This is a genomic window from Nocardioides sp. YIM 152588 (assembly GCF_040191335.1).
GTDB lineage: Bacteria > Actinomycetota > Actinomycetes > Propionibacteriales > Nocardioidaceae > Nocardioides.
Window position 1 is genome coordinate 1 of the sequence record NZ_JBEGDJ010000069.1, and the last position, 18,891, is coordinate 18,891.

An 18,891-nucleotide genomic window follows, 5' to 3' on the forward strand; every position below is an offset into this window, starting at 1 on the left:
CGGCGGCCTCGGCGGCGGCGGCCCGCAGCGCGGCGTTGAGCCCGCCGCCGGGATCGCCGGTCGTCTCGGCGCCGAGGCCGCGGAGCGTGGCGGCGAAGCCCTCGTCGTCGGTGGTCACCAGCACGTGCGCCACGCGGTCGGCCGCCAGTGCCGCCGCGACGGTGTCGGCCGCGAACGCGGCGGCCAGGCCCGGGCGGTCCGGCACGCCGACGAGCCGCGACTTGCCCGACCCCGGGGACTTCACCGGGACCAGCAGGACGAACGCGGACATGCCCGGCATCCTCCCAGCCGGTGGGCGGCTCCCCGGCCCGAGGGTCTCCAGGCGACCTCCACACGGTCTCCAAGGCGCCGGCCCCGCGCCGTCGCAGGGTGGTGGCATGACCAGGAACGAGACCCAGGACCAGACCTACGACGTCGCGGTGGTCGGTGCCCGTTGCGCGGGCTCCGCCACCGCCCGACTCCTCGCCGCCCGCGGGCTGCGGGTCGTCGTGCTTGACCGCAGCGAGCCCACGCGCGACGTCTTCTCCACCCACGGCATCGTGCGGCCCGGCGTGGTGCAGCTGCACCGCTGGGGCCTGCTGGACGCGGTGATCGACTCCGGGGCGCCCGCGGTCCGCGAGCTGACCGTCGGGGACCCGGAGTGGGAGCGCACGCTGCCGGTGAAGGCGCGCGCCGGGGTCGACCGGCTGGTCGCCCCGCGACGCTACGTGCTCGACGACCTGCTCGCGGGGGCGGCCGTCGAGGCGGGGGCCGAGCTGCGGACCGACGTCTCGGTCACGGAGCTGCTGCGCGACGGTGAGCGCGTCGTCGGCGTCGCCGGTCGCACCCGGGGCGGCGACCCGGTCCGGGTCCGCGCGCGGCACGTGGTCGGCGCGGACGGGCTCCGCTCGTCCGTCGCGCGCCTGGTCGGCGCGGAGGTCACCGCGTCGTGCACCACCGATCTCGCCGCGCAGTACGCCTACGTCGAGGGCGGGGCGTGGCGCGGCTACGAGTTCCACGCGGGGCACGACGCGTACTCGGGGGTCTTCCCCACCCACGACGACGCCGGGTGCGTGTTCGTGATGCGCCCGGCCCACCTGCTCGACGAGCGCCCGGCGCGCGGCGAGGACCGCGGGCGGGCCTTCCTGGACCTGCTCGGGGAGGCCGCCCCGCGGCTGGCCGCGCGGGTCGGCGACGACGGCCGCGTCGTCGGGCGCGTGCGCAGCGGCTCCCGGCTCCCGAACCACCGGCGCCGGGCCCACGGCCCCGGCTGGTCGCTGGTCGGGGACGCCGGCTACCACCGCGACCCGATCACCGGGCACGGGATCTCCGACGCGTTCAACCACGCCGAGCTCCTGGCCGAGGCCCTCGGCGGGTGGCTCCTGGGCGGTCGGCCCGAGCGCGCCGCGCTCGCGGAGTACGAGGCGGAGCGGGACGCGGTCTCCGCCGACCTCTTCCGGATCACCCGCGACCTGGCCACGCTGCCGCACGGCGCGCGCTTCGCCGAGCTGCAGTCCGAGCTGGGCGCGGCGCTGGACCGCGAGGCCGACGAGCTCGCCGCCCGGCCGACGCCGCCGGGACTCGCGGAGCCGGTCGCCGCCTGAGCGTGACGGGCGATCGCGGGCGCTCCGGCGCCGGTGGTGCCACGATGGGTGGCGTGGTCCTGATCCTGGCCGACGGCCTGGAGCTCGACGAGACGACGTTCGAGCTCCGGAGGGACGGGCGCGCCCTGCCGCTGGAGCCGCAGGCGCTCGACGTCCTCCTGCACCTGGTGCGCCACCGCGACCGCCTGGTGCCCAAGGAGGAGCTGATGGACGAGGTCTGGGGCGGCCGCTTCGTCAGCGACTCGGCGGTGACCAGCCGGATCAAGCAGGTACGACGCGCGCTCGGTGACGACGGCCGCACCCAGGCGCTGGTGCGGACCCTGCACGGCCGCGGGTACCGCTACGTCGGGCCGGTCGAGGAGGCGCGCCCGGCCGAGACGCAGGCCGCCCCCGAGCCCGTCCCCGTGCCCGTCCCCGTGCCCGTCGCCGCGCCCGCCCCCGCGGCCGCCCCGACGCCGGCCCGGCCACACGTGCGCTACACCGTGAGCGACGGCCTCCACATCGCCCACCAGGTCACCGGCGGGGGCGCGCTCGACCTGGTGATGGTCTCCGGCTTCATCTCCCACCTCGACCTGGACTGGGACGACCCGCGCCACGCGCACTTCCTGGACCGGCTCGGCGGGTTCGGCCGGCTCATCCGGTTCGACAAGCGGGGGACCGGGATGTCCGACCGGCCCTCCGGCGTACCGGACCTGGAGACGCGGATGCACGACGTGCTCGCCGTGATGGACGCCGTCGAGTCCGAGCGGGCGGTCCTGTTCGGCTACTCCGAGGGCGTCCCGATGTCGCTGCTGATGGCGGCGCTCCACCCGGAGCGGGTCCGCGCCCTGGTGCTGTACGGCGGCTCCTCGTGCCGCACCTGGCGGCCGGACTACCCGTGGGCCAAGCGGCCGGAGGAGCGGCGCGCCTACTCGGACCGGCTCGTCGCGACCTGGGACTGGGCGGGAGACATCCGCTACCGCTGCCCGGACAGCGTGGACGAGGCGATGGAGCGCTGGTGGGAACGGCGGATGGGTGCGGCGGCGACGCCGTCGACCGTGCGGGCACTGCTCGAGATGAACTCCACCATCGACGTGCGCCACGTGCTGCCCAGCATCGCGGCGCCGACGCTCGTGCTGCACCGGTCGGGGGACGAGCTGTTCGACCCCGCCGAGGCGGCCTACATCGCCGACCGGGTGCCCGGGGCGGTGCTGCGCTTCCTGGAGGGCCGCGACCACGTGCCGTGGGGCGACGCCGACCAGATCCTCGACGAGGTCGAGTCCTTCCTCGCCTCGATCCCCGAGCCGACGAGCGAGCGGGTGCTCGCCGCCGTCGTCTCCGTGGCGGGGACGGGCGCCGAGGCGCCGCTGGCGGCGCTCGCCGCGGCCGGCGGTCGCCCGCGCCGGCGGGCCGACGGCACTCCGGTGCTGCTCTTCGACGGGCCGGCCACGGCGATCCGGGCGGTGCGCCGCGCCCTGGCGGGCGGGGTCGCCCCGGGGGTGGCGGTCGGGGTGGCGATCGACGAGGTGCCCGTCGACGGCGGCCCGGTCGCGGGCGCCGGGGTCGACGAGGCGGTGGCACTGGCCGCCGGGGCGCCCGCCGGCAGCATCCTGGCCGACCCCACGGCGGCCGTGCTGCTGGCCGGCTCCGGGATCTCGGTGGAGACCAGCGGGTCGGCCGCCCGCGTGGTGGGCGCCTGAGCCCGGATCCCATCGGGGCCCGGGCCCCGACCTGTCGGGCGGTCGCCGTGGCCGACGTCACCGACCGGTAGCCTGCATCCTCGTGACGGTGCGTGATCTGACGGAGAAGCGGGGATGGGCGTTCGACGTCGGGGTCGTGATCCTCAAGCCCGTGCTGCTGGCGACGACCCGGCGGCGCTGGATCGGCGGGGAGAACCTGCCTGAGACCGGCGGCTTCGTGATCGCGCTCAACCACATCTCGCACCTGGACCCGTTGACCGCCGCGCACCTGGTCTACGACCACGGCCGGCTGCCGCGCTACCTGGCCAAGTCGGGCCTGTTCAAGAACAAGGCGCTGGGCACGTTCCTGCGCGCCGCGGGGCAGATCCCGGTCGAGCGGGAGAGCAGCGGCGCGGTCGGCGCCTACGCGGCGGCCGTCCAGGCGATCCACGACGGCAAGTGCGTCGTGGTCTACCCCGAGGCGACGATCACCCGCGACCCCGAGATGTGGCCGATGCGCGGCAAGTCCGGCGCCGCCCGGATCGCGCTGGAGACCGGCTGCCCGGTGATCCCGGTCGGCCAGTGGGGCGCCCACGAGATCCTGCCGCCGTACACGAAGAAGCCGCACGTGGTGCCGCCGCGCGAGATCACCATGCGGGTCGGCCCACCGGTCGACCTGAGCGACCTCGTCGACCGCGAGCGCGACGCGTCGGTGGTCAACGAGGCGACGGACCGGATCATGGCGGCGATCACCCACCAGCTCGAGCTGATCCGCGGACAGGAGGCGCCGGTGGAGCGCTACGACATGCGCGTCCAGGGCGACCGGTTCAAGCGGGGTCGCAAGTGAGCGGCAAGGTCGCGGTCGTCGGGGCGGGCTCCTGGGGCACCGCGTTCTCGATCGTGCTGGCCGACGCCGGCAACGAGGTCACCATGTGGGCGCGCCGCGAGGAGCTCGCGGCCTCGATCAACGACGCCCACGAGAACACCGACTACCTGCCCGGCATCGAGCTGCCGCACAGCATCGCGGCGACCAACGACCCCGAGCGGGCGCTGGCCGGCGCGGACACGGTCGTGCTGGCGATCCCGTCGCAGACGCTGCGGGACAACCTGCCGACGTTCTCGCCCTACCTGCAGAAGGACGCCGTCCTGGTGTCGCTGATGAAGGGCGTCGAGCTGGGCTCCCTGAAGCGCATGTCGGAGGTCATCGGCGAGGTCGCCGACGTCGGCCCCGAGCGGATCGCGGTGGTCAGCGGGCCCAACCTGGCCCGTGAGATCGCCCGCCGCGAGCCGGCCGCCTCGGTGGTCGCCTGCGCCGACGAGGAGGTCGCGCAGCGGTTGCAGAAGCGCTGCCACTCGCCGGCGTTCCGGCCCTACACCAGCGTCGACGTGCTCGGCTGCGAGATGGGCGGCGCCTACAAGAACGTGGTCGGCCTCTGCGTCGGCATGGCCGTCGGCCTCGGTTTCGGCGACAACACCACCGCCTCGCTGATCACCCGCGGCCTCGCCGAGACCGCGCGGCTGGCGATGAAGCTGGGCGCCAACCCGCTGACCCTGATGGGCCTGGCCGGCCTCGGCGACCTGGTCGCCACCTGCTCCTCGCCGCTCTCGCGCAACCGCACGTTCGGCGAGAAGCTCGGCCAGGGGATGACGGTCGAGGAGATCTACGCCTCCACCCGCCAGGTCGCGGAGGGCGCGAAGTCGTGCTCCTCCATCCGCGCCCTGGCGGCGCAGCACGGTGTCGACGTACCGATCGCCGAGCACGTCGACGAGGTCGTCGCCGGCCGGCTCTCGACGAGCGAGCTGATGGAGCGCTTCATCGCCCGCGACACCAAGGCCGAGATCGGGTAGGCCTCCTCCTGGCGCGAGTCGGCAGAAACTTTCTGCCGACTCGGCCCGCGAGGACGCGAGTCGGCAGAAAGTTTCTGCCGACTCGCGCTCGTTGTCAGAAGGCGACGCGGTCGAGCGCCTGGCTGAGGTCGTCCCAGAGGTCCTCGACGTCCTCGATCCCGACGGACATCCGGACCAGGCCCTCGGGGATGGTCGGCGACTCGGTCTTCCACCGGCGGCGCCGCTCGAGCATCGACTCCACCCCGCCCAGCGACGTCGCGTGCACCCACAGCCGCGTCGAGCGCACCATCAGGTCGGCCCGGTCGGCGTCGACCAGAACCGGGGCGACGACGGCGCCGAAGCCGGGGTAGCGGACCTCGGTGACGGCCGGGTGGTCGGCCAGGCGGCGGGCCAGCTCGGCAGCGTTCGCCTGGGCGCGCTCCAGCCGCAGGTGCAGCGTCCGCAGCCCGCGCAGGGCCAGCCAGGTCTCGAACGGCCCGGCGAGGTTCCCGGCGAGGTCGCGGCGCGACTTGAGGGCGGCGTACACCTCCTCGTCGGCGGTGACCAGGGCGCCGAGCTGCACGTCGCTGTGGCCGGACAGGTACTTGGTCGCCGAGTGCAGGACGATGTCCGCGCCCAGGTCCAGCGGCCGCTGGAGCAGCGGGGTGGCGAAGGTGTTGTCGACGACGACCCGGATCCCCAGCTCGTGGGCGGCGGAGGCGAGGGTCTCGATGTCGGCGATCTCCAGCGCGGGGTTGGTCGGGGACTCGAGCCACAGGATCGCGGTGTCCTCGTCCTTCTCCATCGCCGCGATCACGGCGGCGGTGTCGGTGACGTCGACCAGGGTCGAGCGCAGCCGTCCGCGCAGCTCGGCGTCGCCGAGCGCGACCAGGCTGCCCTGGTAGGCGTGGCGCGGGGCGATCACGGTGCCGCCCTGGCCGACCAGGTCCAGCAGCGTGGTGGCCGCGGCCATCCCCGAGCCGAACGTCAGCGCGCGGCCGCCCTCGAGCGCCCCGAGCGCCTCCTCGAAGGCGGTCCAGGTGGGGTTGCCGTAGCGGCCGTACTCGACGTCGCCGCCGGCCCGGTACGTCGACGCCATGGTGATCGGCGGGTTCAGCGGCTGGTCCGGGGCGTGCGGCGGGCGGCCGGCGGTCACCGCCACGGTGCTCGGTCGCCAGCCGGCGCCGGGGGCGGCGGGGGCGGCGGCCGGGGCGGAGGTGGAAGCGGGTGCCGTGGGCTCGGATGCGGGGGAGTCGTCGGCCATGGCTCAACGGTAGGGTCTGCCCCGATGAACGAGACCACCGGACCGAGCCCGACCCAGCGGACCCGCGTCGCCGTGGTCTTCGGCGGACGCTCCAGCGAGCACGCCATCTCCTGCGTCACCGCGGGGAGCGTCCTCAGCGCACTCGACCGCGACGTCTACGAGGTGATCCCGGTCGGGATCGCCCCGGACGGCCGGTGGGTGCTTGAGGCCGACGACCCCGAGCGCCTCCGGATCAGCGGCCCCGGCCAGCTGCCGGCCGTGGACGGCGACCGCCCCGGCGTCACCCTCGCCCGCACCGGCGCCGGCGCCGGGCTGACCATCAGCGAGCCGTCCGCGCCGCCGCGCGCGCTCGGCGAGGTGGACGTGGTGCTGCCGCTGCTGCACGGCCCCTGGGGCGAGGACGGCACCATCCAGGGCATGCTGGAGATGGCCGGCGTGCGCTACGTCGGCGCCGGCGTGCTGGCCTCCGCGGTGAGCATGGACAAGGCCTACATGAAGGTGGTGCTGGCCGCCGCCGGGCTCCCGGTGATGGAGAGCACCACGGTGACCGAGCGCGAGTGGCGCGCGGACCCGGACGCGGTGCTGGCCGGCGCCGCCGAGCTCGGCTACCCGCTGTTCGTGAAGCCCGCCCGCGGCGGTTCCAGCATCGGCATCGGCAAGGCGCACGACGCCGAGGGCCTGGCCGAGGCGATCGAGAACGCCCTCGTGCACGACCCCAAGATCCTGGTCGAGGTCAGCGCCGAGGGCGGCCGCGAGGTCGAGTGCGGCGTGCTGGAGACCCTCGACGGCGGCGTCGAGACCAGCGTCCCGGCCGAGATCCGGATCACCGGCGAGCACGAGTTCTACGACTTCGCCGCGAAGTACCTGCCCGAGGAGCACACCGAGCTCGACGTGCCCGCGCGGATCCCGACCGAGGTGACCGCCCGGATGCAGGAGCTCGCGGCGCGCGCCTTCCGCGCCGTCGGCGGCGAGGGCCTGGCGCGGGTCGACTTCTTCCTGATGCCCGACGGCTCGCTGGTGGTCAACGAGCTCAACACGATGCCGGGCTTCACCCCGCTGTCGATGTTCCCGCGGATGTGGGCGGCCAGCGGACTGGAGTACGGCGCCCTGGTGGACCGCCTGCTGCGGCTGGCGCTGCAGCGCGGCACCGGCCTGCGCTGACCGCCCGCGCTGCGGCCGCGTCGTGTGCCTGTGGCACCGTCATGCAGGGTTGTCGGGCACACGACCGGGCCGCGCTGCGGCTGCCCGGGTCAGACGCAGTCGGAGACCTGCTCGGTGTGCTCGGTGACCAGCGGCGCGAGCGCGGCCATCACGGCCGCCGCCGCGTTGGGCCGGTACTCGCCCGGCACCAGCACCTCGACACGCGGCCGGTTGGCGGCGGAGTAGATCGTGAGGTCGAGCGAGTCGTCCTCGTACTGCTCGTCGGGGATGTACCAGCCGACGTCGTTCACCAGCTCGCACTGGGAGCCGGCGGTGAAGCCGGGCGGCTCGCCGACCCCGCAGGTGACGACGATCGGCGGGTCGCCGTAGGCCGCGCCGGGGGCGTCGGCCGGCTCGCTCTCCACCCGCTCCTGCTCGGCCAGCGTCGCCGGGAGGTCGTCGGCGAACGCGGCGCAGGCGGCGGCGTCGTCCGCGTCGAGGTCCGGTACGTCGATCTGCACGGGGCCGCCGCACCCGGCGAGCAGCACGACCCCCAGGCCGGCCGCCGCAGCGGCCGGCATCCGTCGGCGCACCCTCAGATGTGGACGACCGGGCAGGTCAGCGTGCGGGTGATGCCCTCCAGGTTCTGCACCTTGGAGACCACCAGCTGGCCGAGCTCGTCGACGGTCGTCGCCTCGGCGCGCACGATCACGTCGTAGGGACCGGTCACGTCCTCGGCGAGGGTGACGCCCGGTACCTGCCCGACCTCGCGGGCGACCTCCGCGGCCTTGCCGACGTCGGTCTGGATCAGGATGTAGGCCTGCACCACCATGGGTCGCACTCCTCGAGTCGGGGGGTGGGGTCTTGGGCAACCTACTCCCGCGAGGTGTCGCGACGCACATCCCGCTGCCGCGCACCCCGAGCGGGCGGGTCCCTCGCGGGCGCCACGCGCCGATCTGGTGGGATGGGGTCATGTCGGACAGCGCTCCCCGGTCCACGCCCGTCCCGGGCTCCGCGACCCTCGCCGACCTCGGCGAGTTCGGTCTGATCTCCCGCATCGACGAGGTCGTCCGCGCCCTGGCGCCCGGCGACGACGTGCTGGTCGGCCCCGGCGACGACGCCGCGGTGCTGCGCGTCCGCAAGGGACACGTCGTCGTCTCCACCGACGTGATCGTGGAGGGGCGTCACTTCCGCCGCGAGTGGGCGGACGCGGTCGACGTCGGCCACCGCGCCGCGGCCCAGAACCTCTCCGACGTCAACGCGATGGGCGGTCGGGCGCAGTGGCTCACCGTCGGGCTCGCCGCCCCGCCGGACCTGCCCGCCTCGTGGGCCCTGGACTTCACCCGGGGGTTCGCCGAGGAGGCGGCGTCCGTCGGCGCCGGCGTCGTCGGCGGCGACATCACCGCGTCGGACCGGATCGTGGTCTCGGTGACCGTGCTCGGTGCGTGCAGCGTCTCCCCGGTGCTGCGCACCGGCGCCCGCCCCGGGGACCGCGTCGCGCTCTGCGGGCGGCAGGGATGGGCGGCCGGTGGGCTCGCCGTGCTCGGTCGCGGCTTCCGGTCGCCGCGGGTGCTGGTCGACGCCTACCGCCGACCCGAGCCCCCGTACGACGCCGGGCCGGTCGCCGCGGAGGCGGGGGCGAGCGCGATGATCGACGTCTCGGACGGCCTGGTCGCCGACGCCGGCCACCTGGCCCGCGGCTCGGGGGTGGTCCTGGACCTGCGCACCGACGCCTTCGACGTACCGGAGCCGCTGGTGGCGGTCGGTGCCGCGACGGGCGCGGACCCGATCCAGTTCGTGCTCGGCGGCGGCGACGACCACTGCCTGCTGGCCACGTTCCCGCCCGAGGTCGCGCTGCCCGAGGGGTGGCGCGAGGTGGGGGAGGTGCGTGCGGTGGACGACGCCGAGGGGCCGCGGGTCACCGTGGACGGTGCGGGCTACGAGGGCCCGGAGGGCTGGACCCACTTCTGAGCGCGAGTCGGCAGAAACTTTCTGCCGACTCGGCGCCGGGCCCGGTCAGTTTGTGCCGACTCGCGGGAAAACGCACAACGGGCCGGCAGCCGCTCGCGAAGGCTGGGTTGCGAGCGTCTGCCGACCCGGAGACGGATCAGCGAGTGATCAGGTCAGCGGCTGACCTTGCCGGCCTTCAGGCACCCGGTGCACACGTTGAGGCGCTTGGGGGTGCCGTTCACGACGGCGCGGACGCGCTGGATGTTGGGGTTGAAGCGACGCTTCGTGATCTTGCGCGACCACGGCCGGTTGTTTCCGAACGCCGGCTTCTTGTCGCAGATGTCGCACACGGCGGCCACGGTGACTCCTAGGAGATTGCGGTTTGATCAAGTCGGACAGCCCGAGAGGTGAGACCGGTGGTGGTCCCGTGACCGGCGCGCACGCGGTGGCGGCTCGCCGTGGCCCGCGGGTCGCGGGCCTGCTTCGGGCAACCGGAAGAGAATATCCGACTCCCGCCCCAGCGCCGAAATCCCGGAGGTCGGCACTAGGGTGACCCCCGATGGACGCGGGCATGGGCGAGCAGACCGGGCGGCGGGTCGACGCGGCGTCGACGCCCGGCCGTCCCGACGTCGAGGCGATCTCGCTGCCGGTGGTGCTCCGCTTCGTCGACGTCGCCGTCGACGCGCTGGCCGCGGCCCGCGAGGAGATCGACGCGCTCAACGTCTACCCCGTGCCGGACGGCGACACCGGCACCAACATGTACCTGACGATGGTCTCGGCGCGGGACGCGATCCGCGACGCCACCGACCGGCCCACGGGTGAGGCCCTGGCGGCGTTCGCCCGCGGTGCCCTGCTCGGCGCGCGGGGCAACTCCGGGGTGATCCTCAGCGAGATGCTCGGCGCGCTGGCCCGCCGCTTCGCCGACCCGGCGCCGACGGTCACCTACGCGGTCCAGGTCGCCGAGGCGCTCGACCAGGCCAGCCACGCCTGCTACGCGGCGGTCGGCGAGCCGGTCGAGGGCACGATGCTGACCGTCCTGCGCGCTGCGGCGACCGCCGCCGTCGAGGCGGCGGACCGGCCGGGGAGCCCGGCACGCGACGTCTTCACCGCGGCCGCCGCGTCGGCCCGGGAGGCGCTGGTGCACACCCCGGAGCAGCTGGACGTGCTGGCCCGCGCCGGCGTCGTCGACGCCGGCGGCCAGGGGATGTGCGTGCTGCTGGACGCAGCCGAGCAGGTCTTCGCCGGGCGCCGCCCCGCGGAGCGCCCGGTGGTGATCGGCCACCGGGCGCCCCCGGCCGGGGCACCCGTGCCCGTGCCGGCGCCCGCGACGGCCGACGGGGCCGGGGGAGACGCCACGGGCGCGGAGGCCGGGCCGGCCTACGAGGTGATGTACCTGCTCGACGCCGAGCCCGAGGCGGCCAGGCGGTTGCGCGCCCGACTCGGCGAGATCGGCGAATCGGTCGTGGTGGTCGGCGCCGACCGGCTCTGGAACGTCCACGTGCACACCGACGACCCCGGGCTGGCCGTCGAGTCGGCGCTGGAGGACGGCCGCCCGCACCGGATCCGGATCACGCACTTCGCCGAGCAGGCCGCCGGCGGCGAGTCGCACGCCGAGCCCGTCGCGGCGGCCCCGGCCCTGCGCCGCGTGGTCGCGGTCTCCGCCGGCCCCGGCCTCTCCGACCTCTTCGCCGAGGCCGGCGCGGTGGTGGTCGAGGGCGGGGCCGGGCGGCGTCCGTCGACCGGCGAGCTGCTGGAGGCGATCGCCGCCAGCGGCGCCCGGGAGGTCGTGGTGCTGCCCAACGACGAGAACACGGTCCGCGCCGCGCAGGCGGCCGCGACCACCGCGGAGGCGGACGACCCGCGCGGGATCCGGGTGGCGGTGATCCCCAGCTACGCCCAGGTCCAGGGGCTGGCCGCGCTCGCGGTGCACGACCCGGGGCGCGGCTTCGACCAGGACGTCACCGAGATGACCGCGACCGCCCGCCACGTCCGGCACGGCGCGGTCACCATCGCCGCCCGCACCGCGATGACCATGGCCGGCCCGTGCGAGCCGGGCGACGTGCTCGGCGTCATCGCCGGCGACTTCGCCGTGGTCGGGTCGAACCGGGTCGGCGTCGCGCGGGTGGTGCTCGAGCGGCTGCTCGCCGCGGGCGGCGAGCTGGTCACCCTGGTCGCGGGGGAGGACGGCGGCGACGAGCTGGCCGAGGCGATCACCGACTGGGTCGAGACCCAGCACCCGCACGTCGACGTGGTCACCTATCGGGGAGGGCAGCAGCGCTACCCGCTGCTGCTGTCGGTCGAGTGACGTGCCGAGCAAGAGCCGAGACGGCGCCCGAGTGAGGAGACAAGCACGGTGGTGATCACCCTCGACTCGCCGCTGACCGCGGTCCTGGGCGCGACCAGCCCCGCGAAGCGCAAGAAGTTCGAGACCGGCCTGGGGCTGCGCTCCGTCGGCGACCTGCTGCGCCACTTCCCGCGCCGCTACCTCGAGACCGGGTCGCTGAGCCGGGTCGCGAACCTGCGGATCGGCCAGATGCTCTGCGTGGTCGGCGAGATCGAGAAGTGCGCCACGCACACCTACCGCGACCGGCGCACCGGCCGTCCGGCGTACCGGGTGGAGGCGCTGCTGCGCACCGACGGCGCCCGGCTGACGATGACCTTCTTCGCCAAGAACCAGGGGACCGCGGCCTGGCACGCGCGCCGCGTCGCCGAGGGCAACCGCGGCGTCTTCCTGGGCAAGGCGGACCGGTTCCGCGACACCTGGCAGCTGGTCAACCCGCAGATGACGATCTTCGGGCTCGCGGACGCCGAGGACGGCGACGCCGACGCCCCCGCGGGAAAGCTGGCCGACGACCGGGTCAGCGAGGTCCTCGACTTCGGCAACCTCTTCCCCATCTACCCGCTGACCAAGGGCGTGGAGTCCTGGGACGTGGCGCGCGCGGTGAAGTTCGCCCTCCAGGTCGTCGAGGAGCTCCCCGAGCTGCTCCCCGCCGACCTCCGGGAGGAGTACGACGTCCTGGACATCGCCCAGGCCTACGACTGGGTGCACCGGCCCGAGCACCGCGACCAGGTGACGCGGGCGCTGCACCGGTTCCGGTTCGAGGAGGCGCTGATCACCCAGCTCGTGCTGGGCCGGCGCCGCCGCGCGACCCGCGCCCTGGGCGCCACCGCCCGCACCGGCGACCGGGGCGGGCTGCTCGCCGCCTTCGACGCCACGCTGCCGTTCACGCTCACCGCGGGGCAGACCGAGGTCGGGGAGCACATCGACGCCGACCTGGCGCAGACCCACCCGATGAACCGGCTGCTCCAGGGCGAGGTCGGCTCCGGGAAGACGCTGGTCGCGCTGCGGGCCATGCTGCGGGTGGTCGACTCCGGCGGCCAGGCCGCGCTGCTGGCACCGACCGAGGTGCTCGCCCAGCAGCACTACCGCTCGATCACCGCGATGCTCGGCGACCTGGCGGTCGGCGGCCTGTTCGGCGCCGCCGAGGGCACCTGCGTGGAGCTGCTCACCGGCTCGATGACCAAGACCCAGCGCACCGGCCCGCTCTCCCGGGTGGCCAGCGGCGAGGCCGGGATCGTGGTCGGCACCCACGCGCTGCTGCAGGACCAGGTGATCTTCGCCGACCTGGGCCTGGTGGTGGTGGACGAGCAGCACCGGTTCGGCGTGGAGCAGCGCGCGGCGCTGACCGAGAAGGCGTCGGCGCCGCCGCACCTGCTGGTGATGACCGCGACGCCGATCCCGCGCACGGTGGCGATGACCGTCTTCGGCGACCTGGAGACCTCGACCCTGTCGGAGCTCCCGGCCGGCCGCGCGCCGATCCAGTCCAACGTGGTGGCCCTGGCCGACCACCCGGCCTGGTTCGAGCGGGTCTGGGCGCGGGTCCGCGAGGAGGTCGAGAAGGGCCACCAGGTCTACGTGGTCTGCCCGCGGATCGCCGGCGACGAGGCGGAGGCCGACCAGGTCGAGTCGGTCGACGTCGACGAGAACGGCGAGGCGGTCGCCCGGCCGGCGAGCGCCGCGAGCGTGGAGGACGTGCTGGCACGCCTCACGGCCGGCCCCCTGGCGGGGCTGCGGCTGGCCGGCCTGCACGGCCGGCTCCCCGCCGACGAGAAGGACGCCACGATGCGCTCCTTCGCCGCCGGCGACGTCGACGTACTGGTCTCCACGACGGTGATCGAGGTCGGCGTCGACGTGCACAACGCCACCGCGATCGTGATCCTCGACGCCGACCGGTTCGGCGTCTCCCAGCTCCACCAACTGCGCGGCCGGGTCGGCCGCGGCGGCCTGCCCGGGCTGTGCCTGCTGGTCACCCAGGCCGAGGCGGAGTCCCCGGCCCGCGAGCGCCTGGACGCCGTCGCGTCGACGACCGACGGCTTCGTGCTGAGTCGGATCGACCTGGAGCAGCGGCGCGAGGGCGACGTGCTGGGCGCCTCGCAGGCGGGGCGGCGCTCCAGCCTGGAGAACCTCCGGGTGCTGCGCGACGAGGACACCATCGTCGAGGCCCGCGCCGCCGCGGAGGGGCTGCTGGAGGCGGACCCGACGCTGGGCGGGGTGCCCGGCCTGGAAGCCGCGGTGCGGGAGCTGGAGATCAGCGCGCACGCGGACTTCGTGGAGATGTCGTGACCCGGATCATCGCCGGCCGCGCCCGCGGCCGCCGGCTCGCGACGCCGAAGGGCGACGCCACCCGGCCGACCAGCGACCGGGTGCGGGAGTCCCTCTTCTCCGCGATCGAGTCGCTGATGGGCACCCTGGACGGCCTGCGCGTCCTGGACCTGTACGCCGGCTCGGGGGCGCTCGGCCTGGAGGCCTGGTCGCGGGGGGCGGCCGCCGTCACGCTGGTCGAGTCGGACAAGCGGACCGCCGCGCTGGTCCAGGCCAACGCCCGCGACCTGGGCTGCGACGCGGCGCGGGTGCACGCCCGGACCGTCGGCGGGTTCCTCGCCGAGCCCCCGCCGGAGCCGTACGACGTCGTGGTCAGCGATCCGCCGTACCCGCTCACGGAGGCGCGGCTGGCCGAGGACCTCGCCCTGCTGAGCGCGCCCGGCTGGCTCGCGCCGGAGGCGCTGGTGGTCGTCGAGCGGTCCAGCCGCAGCCCCGAGCCGACCTGGCCCGACGGGCTGGCGCCGCTGCCGGGCAAGCGGGGGGCGCGCAAGTACGGGGAGACCACGCTGTGGTTCGCGGAGCCGGTGCTCGCCGCCCCCGGGGCCGACCGATAGCGTCTGCGCCATGACCCGAGCCGTGTGCCCCGGATCCTTCGACCCCGTGACCAACGGGCATCTCGACATCTTCCGGCGGGCCGCCTCCCTCTTCGACGAGCTGATCGTCGCGACCGGGAGCAACCCGTCGAAGAACCGGCTGTTCGACCCCGAGGAGCGGTTGGAGATGCTTCGCGAGGCGTGCGTCGACCTGCCGAACGTGACCGTGATGGGCTTCTCGGGGCTGATCGTCGACTTCTGCCGGGACATGGGGGCCCAGGCGATGGTCAAGGGGCTGCGTGGCGGCAACGACTACGAGTACGAGCTGCCGATGGCGCAGATGAACGCCCACCTGACCGGGGTCGAGACCGTCTTCATCCCGACCACCGCCTCGCTGGGCTACGTCTCCTCCAGCCTGGTCAAGGAGGTGGCCGCGCTCGGGGGCGACGTCTCCGAGCTGGTGCCGCCCGCCGTGCACGAGCGGTTGACCGCCCGGCTGGCCGCCCGTGACGGCGGCGCGGCGTGACGGCGGCCGGCGCGCGCCGGGAGGGGCCACCGGGTTTTGCCGCTGCTCTCCCGCGCCACTACGATTGTCCCGATTTGTTGTGCCCGGACCTGGAAGTGAACCCCTGACTGCCCTGGACCCGAGAGCGCCGCTCGTGCTCGACACTCGCGAGCTCGGTCGCCGTGCGGGGTCCCAGACAGAGGTGTCGCGGACGGTTCCGGCCCCGGCAGATCTCGGTATCGAAGTCCTTTCCGTTCCCGAGGGAGCGCCGGTCGAGCTCGACCTGCGTCTCGAGGCGGTCATGGAGGGCGTGCTCGTCACCGGTGAGGCCTCGGCCGAGCTGGTCGGGGAGTGCGTGCGGTGCCTGGACGAGATCCGCGACGACCTCGCGGTGAACTTCCAGGAGCTGTTCGTCTACGACGACTCCCGTGACTACCACCCCGGTAGCGAGGAGGAGGACGAGACCAACGTGGTCCAGGACGACCTGATCGACCTGGAGCGCGTACTGCGGGACGCGGTGGTGCTGGCACTGCCGTTCCAGCCGCTGTGCAGGGAGGATTGTCCCGGGTTGTGCCCCGAGTGCGGGGTGCGCCTGGCCGACGATCCGGACCACGCACACGAGGCTGCGATCGACCCGCGCTGGGCGGCCCTCGCCCAGCTCGACAAGGACTCCACCGCTGACGGCAGCGGTGAGGATTAAGCAACGAGGAGAAGACAGTGGCTGTTCCGAAGCGGAAGATGTCGCGCAGCAACACGCGGCACCGTCGCTCGCAGTGGAAGACGGTCGCCCCGGCTCTGGTGACCTGCGCCAACCCGGCCTGCGGCGCCAAGCACCTCCCGCACCGCGCGTGCGGCACCTGCGGCCAGTACGGCGCCCGCGCCGAGCGTCGCCAGGTTCTCTGATCCTGACGTAGGACTCGGCATCACCGCCTACGGCGAGCTGCGGCGAGCGCTCGGGGACCCGGAGCTGGACCCCGAGCTGCTCGACCGCGCGCTCACGCACCGCTCGTACGCGTACGAGAACGGCGGGCTGCCCACCAACGAGCGCCTGGAGTTCCTCGGGGACTCCGTGCTCGGCGTGGTGGTCACCGAGACCCTCTACCTCAGGCACCCCGACCTCCCGGAGGGCCGGCTGGCCAAGCTCCGGGCGGCGGTGGTCAACGCCCGCGCTCTCGCGGGCGTGGCCCGCGACCTGGAGCTGGGTCAGCACATCAAGCTCGGCCGCGGTGAGGAGACCACCGGCGGCCGCGACAAGGCGTCGATCCTGTCCGACACCGTCGAGGCGGTGATCGGCGCGATCCACCTCAGCGGCGGCATCGAGGTGTCCTCCCGCGTGGTGCACCTGCTGTTCGACCCGCTGATCGAGGCCGCCTCCGCGCTGGGCGCCGGCCTGGACTGGAAGACGTCGCTGCAGGAGCTGGCCGCCGAGCACAACCTCGGCGTGCCGGAGTACGTGATCGAGGACGAGGGCCCCGACCACCAGAAGACCTTCACCGCGCAGGTCCGCGTCGGCGAGCGCCTCTACGGCAACGGCACCGGCCGCTCCAAGAAGGAGGCCGAGCAGGGCGCCGCCGAGACGGCGTACGGCGAGATCGTCGCCGCGCTCGGCGACTCCGACTCCGCCGCCGTCGCCGACTGAGCCCGGCCGTTGCCCGAGCTCCCCGAGGTCGAGGTCGTCCGCGCCGGCCTCGAACGTCACGTCGTCGGCGCCACGATCGCCCTGGTCGACGTCCTCCACGAGCGCCCCGTGCGCCGCGACCCCGGTGGCGCCTCCGGCTTCGCCGCCGCCCTGACCGGGCGCCGCATCGAGGCGGCCCGCCGCCGCGGCAAGTACCTCTGGCTGCCGCTGGACAACGGCGACGCGCTGCTGGCGCACCTCGGCATGAGCGGCCAGATGCTCGTGCAGCCCGCGGGCGCCCCGCCCGAGCGGCACCTGCGGGTCCGGTTCGCGCTGTCGTTCCCGCCGGGGTCCGCCCCGGCCGGGGGCGTCCCCGCCGGTGAGCTGCGCTTCGTCGACCAGCGGATGTTCGGCGGCCTCTCGGTCTCGCCGGGTGGCGCCGACCTGCCGGCGGAGATCGCGCACATCGCCCGCGACCCGCTCGACCCCGAGTTCGACGACGCGGCCTTCGTGGCGCGGGTGCGCCGGCGTACCTCCGGCGTCAAGCGGCTGCTGCTCGACCAGGGCCTGATCTCCGGGGTCGGCAACATCTACGCCGACGAGGCGCTGTGGCGGGCGCGGCTGCACGGCGAGCGCCCCGGCGACCGGCTGCGGCCGGTCCAGGTCCGCGAGCTGCTCGGCCACGTCCGCGACGTGATGACCGCGGCGCTGGCGCAGGGCGGGACCTCCTTCGACGCGCTCTACGTCAACGTCAACGGGCAGTCCGGCTACTTCGACCGGTCGCTGCACGCCTACGGGCGCGAGGGGGAGGCCTGCGACCGCTGTGGTCGGCCGATCCGGCGGGTGGCGTTCATGAACCGCTCCTCCTACTTCTGCCCGGGCTGCCAGCCGGTGCCCCGGACCCGCCGTCGCGTTTGACCGGAGGCGGCCGAGGTGGGACTCTTGGAGACGGCCCTTGTTCCCAGGGTCCGTCGCTCTCGAACCGGAAGGCTCTCTCCATGGCCAAGGCGCTGATCGGGCACCTGAACAGCGACCTCCGCGACCCTCGTCTCGCCGTCGAGAACGCCCGGCTGCGCAACCGGGTCGCCGAGCTTGAGTCCCTGGTCCTCCGTCTCTCTGAGGAGAACGACCGGCTGATGGCCGCCCGCGCGGCCGAGCTGCTGGCCGATCCGCAGGAGATGCAGCCGGCCTGAGGCCGCTCGTCCCGCCGCCGCACCCGCCGGCGGCCCTCCTTCGCGCGCCCACGCGGCGCGACCCGGCTCGCTGAGCCCTCGCCCGGCCCCGCGCCGGGCCCATCCTGCGTCTGCTGCCGCCCGCCCGGGCCCGTTCTGTGTGAGGTCCTGCGGTGAGTCCCGCGACGAGCCCCTCGGCGAGCCCTGTCACGTCCCTGGTCGACCGCGTGCTGCCCGCCCGCCTGGGTGCGGGCTTCCGCTGGCTGCTCGCGTCCAGCCTGACCACGAACCTCGGCGACGGCATCGCGCTGGCCGCCGGCCCGCTGCTGGTCGCCTCGCAGACCCGATCCCCGCTGCTGGTGTCGATGGCGGTCCTGTGCCAGCAGCTGCCGTGGCTCCTCTTCGGCCTGTACGCCGGCGCGATCGCCGACCGCGTCGACCGACGCCGGCTGATGATGGCCGCCAACCTGCTGCGCGCCCTCGTGGTCACGGGTCTGTGCCTGACGATCGTCACCGGGTGGGTCGACATCACGCTGGTGCTGGTCGCGGTCTTCCTGGTCGGCACCGCCGAGGTCTTCGTGGACACCGCCGCCGGCACCCTGCTGCCGATGATGGTCCCGAAGGCCGACCTCGGCATCGCGAACGCCCGGATGCTCGCGGGGGTGATCACGCTCAACCAGCTTGCCGGGGCGCCGATCGGCGCGGCGCTGTTCGCGGTCGGCGCGGCGGCGCCCTTCGGCGTGCAGGCGCTGTGCATCCTGGCCGGCGTCGTCCTGGTCTCGCGGATCCGGGTGGCGGGTCCGCCCCGGGTCGAGGGCGCCGGGCCGACGGCCCGCAGCCACGTGCGCCGCGACATCGCCGAGGGGCTGCGCTGGCTGTGGGGCCACGCGGCGGTGCGCACGCTGACCCTGGTGATCCTGGCCTTCAACTTCACCTGGGGCGCCGCGTGGTCGGTGCTGGTGCTCTACTCCCTCGACG

Annotated in this window: 20 protein-coding genes and 1 pseudogene; 16 read left to right on the forward strand and 5 right to left on the reverse strand. The window is 74.6% G+C overall.

Going from position 1 to position 18,891, the window contains the following annotated elements; all coding sequences use genetic code 11:
• Nucleotides 1–271, reverse strand: a pseudogene (locus ABLM29_RS20405) (2-phospho-L-lactate guanylyltransferase); the annotation flags it as partial.
• A 106-nt stretch (nucleotides 272–377) separates the two neighbouring features.
• Between ABLM29_RS20405 and ABLM29_RS20410 the strand changes: the two are divergent.
• The 4 genes from ABLM29_RS20410 to ABLM29_RS20425 all read left to right on the forward strand — a co-directional run bounded on the left by ABLM29_RS20410 (nucleotide 378) and on the right by ABLM29_RS20425 (nucleotide 5,089).
• A complete protein-coding gene (locus ABLM29_RS20410; protein WP_349716418.1) occupies nucleotides 378–1,583 on the forward strand; it encodes an NAD(P)/FAD-dependent oxidoreductase in 1,206 nt (401 codons plus the stop codon).
• Nucleotides 1,584–1,636: 53 nt separating this feature from the next.
• Nucleotides 1,637–3,262 carry an alpha/beta fold hydrolase gene (locus tag ABLM29_RS20415; protein WP_349716419.1) on the forward strand — a complete coding sequence of 542 codons (1,626 nt, stop codon included), beginning with the start codon at nucleotides 1,637–1,639 and terminating at the stop codon, nucleotides 3,260–3,262.
• A gap of 88 nt (nucleotides 3,263–3,350) precedes the next feature.
• The gene (locus ABLM29_RS20420; RefSeq protein ID WP_349716420.1) at nucleotides 3,351–4,088 is read left to right on the forward strand and encodes a lysophospholipid acyltransferase family protein; all 738 of its coding nucleotides are present in this window, start codon (nucleotides 3,351–3,353) and stop codon (nucleotides 4,086–4,088) included.
• Entirely contained in the window at nucleotides 4,085–5,089 is a 1,005-nt protein-coding gene (locus ABLM29_RS20425) for an NAD(P)H-dependent glycerol-3-phosphate dehydrogenase (protein ID WP_349716421.1), read from the forward strand. Before ABLM29_RS20420 ends, ABLM29_RS20425 begins: the two co-directional genes overlap by 4 nt.
• 94 nt (nucleotides 5,090–5,183) lie before the next feature.
• Here ABLM29_RS20425 and ABLM29_RS20430 read toward each other — a convergent pair whose 3' ends face one another.
• Nucleotides 5,184–6,332, reverse strand: a complete 1,149-nt coding sequence (locus ABLM29_RS20430) for a trans-sulfuration enzyme family protein (protein WP_349716422.1) — start codon at nucleotides 6,330–6,332, stop codon at nucleotides 5,184–5,186.
• Nucleotides 6,333–6,356: 24 nt separating this feature from the next.
• Here ABLM29_RS20430 and ABLM29_RS20435 point away from each other — a divergent pair, with 24 nt between their 5' ends.
• Nucleotides 6,357–7,493, forward strand: coding sequence for a D-alanine--D-alanine ligase family protein (locus tag ABLM29_RS20435; RefSeq protein WP_349716423.1), 1,137 nt, complete (start codon nucleotides 6,357–6,359; stop codon nucleotides 7,491–7,493).
• An 89-nt stretch (nucleotides 7,494–7,582) separates the two neighbouring features.
• Here ABLM29_RS20435 and ABLM29_RS20440 read toward each other — a convergent pair whose 3' ends face one another.
• Both ABLM29_RS20440 and ABLM29_RS20445 read right to left on the reverse strand, forming a co-directional pair.
• Entirely contained in the window at nucleotides 7,583–8,053 is a 471-nt protein-coding gene (locus tag ABLM29_RS20440) for a DUF3515 family protein (RefSeq protein WP_349716424.1), read from the reverse strand.
• A gap of 14 nt (nucleotides 8,054–8,067) precedes the next feature.
• Complete coding sequence (locus ABLM29_RS20445; RefSeq protein ID WP_502889284.1) at nucleotides 8,068–8,304, reverse strand: Lrp/AsnC family transcriptional regulator; 237 nt, start codon at nucleotides 8,302–8,304, stop codon at nucleotides 8,068–8,070.
• Nucleotides 8,305–8,444: 140 nt separating this feature from the next.
• Between ABLM29_RS20445 and ABLM29_RS20450 the strand changes: the two genes are divergently transcribed.
• The gene (locus tag ABLM29_RS20450) at nucleotides 8,445–9,443 is read left to right on the forward strand and encodes a thiamine-phosphate kinase (protein ID WP_349716425.1); all 999 of its coding nucleotides are present in this window, start codon (nucleotides 8,445–8,447) and stop codon (nucleotides 9,441–9,443) included.
• Nucleotides 9,444–9,595: 152 nt separating this feature from the next.
• On the opposite strand, the gene rpmB is transcribed toward ABLM29_RS20450, so the two are convergent.
• Entirely contained in the window at nucleotides 9,596–9,781 is a 186-nt protein-coding gene (gene rpmB / locus ABLM29_RS20455) for a 50S ribosomal protein L28 (protein WP_141012862.1), read from the reverse strand.
• A 200-nt stretch (nucleotides 9,782–9,981) separates the two neighbouring features.
• Between rpmB and ABLM29_RS20460 the strand changes: the two genes are divergently transcribed.
• The 10 genes from ABLM29_RS20460 to ABLM29_RS20505 form a co-directional block, all read left to right on the forward strand.
• Nucleotides 9,982–11,727 carry a DAK2 domain-containing protein gene (locus tag ABLM29_RS20460; protein WP_349716426.1) on the forward strand — a complete coding sequence of 582 codons (1,746 nt, stop codon included), beginning with the start codon at nucleotides 9,982–9,984 and terminating at the stop codon, nucleotides 11,725–11,727.
• Nucleotides 11,728–11,775: 48 nt separating this feature from the next.
• Nucleotides 11,776–14,046 (forward strand): ATP-dependent DNA helicase RecG, encoded by a 2,271-nt coding sequence (locus tag ABLM29_RS20465; protein WP_349716427.1) that lies wholly within the window; start codon nucleotides 11,776–11,778, stop codon nucleotides 14,044–14,046.
• Entirely contained in the window at nucleotides 14,043–14,639 is a 597-nt protein-coding gene (gene rsmD / locus ABLM29_RS20470) for a 16S rRNA (guanine(966)-N(2))-methyltransferase RsmD (RefSeq protein WP_349716428.1), read from the forward strand. Before ABLM29_RS20465 ends, rsmD begins: the two co-directional genes overlap by 4 nt.
• A gap of 10 nt (nucleotides 14,640–14,649) precedes the next feature.
• Nucleotides 14,650–15,144, forward strand: coding sequence for a pantetheine-phosphate adenylyltransferase (gene coaD / locus ABLM29_RS20475; RefSeq protein ID WP_349716429.1), 495 nt, complete (start codon nucleotides 14,650–14,652; stop codon nucleotides 15,142–15,144).
• Between the two features lie 133 nt (nucleotides 15,145–15,277).
• Nucleotides 15,278–15,823, forward strand: coding sequence for a YceD family protein (locus ABLM29_RS20480; RefSeq protein ID WP_349716430.1), 546 nt, complete (start codon nucleotides 15,278–15,280; stop codon nucleotides 15,821–15,823).
• A gap of 17 nt (nucleotides 15,824–15,840) precedes the next feature.
• Nucleotides 15,841–16,026, forward strand: coding sequence for a 50S ribosomal protein L32 (gene rpmF / locus ABLM29_RS20485; protein WP_136593985.1), 186 nt, complete (start codon nucleotides 15,841–15,843; stop codon nucleotides 16,024–16,026).
• A 19-nt stretch (nucleotides 16,027–16,045) separates the two neighbouring features.
• Nucleotides 16,046–16,762, forward strand: coding sequence for a ribonuclease III (gene rnc / locus ABLM29_RS20490; RefSeq protein WP_502889285.1), 717 nt, complete (start codon nucleotides 16,046–16,048; stop codon nucleotides 16,760–16,762).
• Between the two features lie 9 nt (nucleotides 16,763–16,771).
• Nucleotides 16,772–17,659 carry a bifunctional DNA-formamidopyrimidine glycosylase/DNA-(apurinic or apyrimidinic site) lyase gene (mutM, locus tag ABLM29_RS20495; RefSeq protein WP_349716431.1) on the forward strand — a complete coding sequence of 296 codons (888 nt, stop codon included), beginning with the start codon at nucleotides 16,772–16,774 and terminating at the stop codon, nucleotides 17,657–17,659.
• A gap of 80 nt (nucleotides 17,660–17,739) precedes the next feature.
• The gene (locus tag ABLM29_RS20500) at nucleotides 17,740–17,934 is read left to right on the forward strand and encodes a hypothetical protein (protein ID WP_349716432.1); all 195 of its coding nucleotides are present in this window, start codon (nucleotides 17,740–17,742) and stop codon (nucleotides 17,932–17,934) included.
• Nucleotides 17,935–18,086: 152 nt separating this feature from the next.
• Nucleotides 18,087–18,891: MFS transporter (locus ABLM29_RS20505; protein WP_349716433.1), on the forward strand; the 805-nt coding region annotated here is incomplete at its 3' end.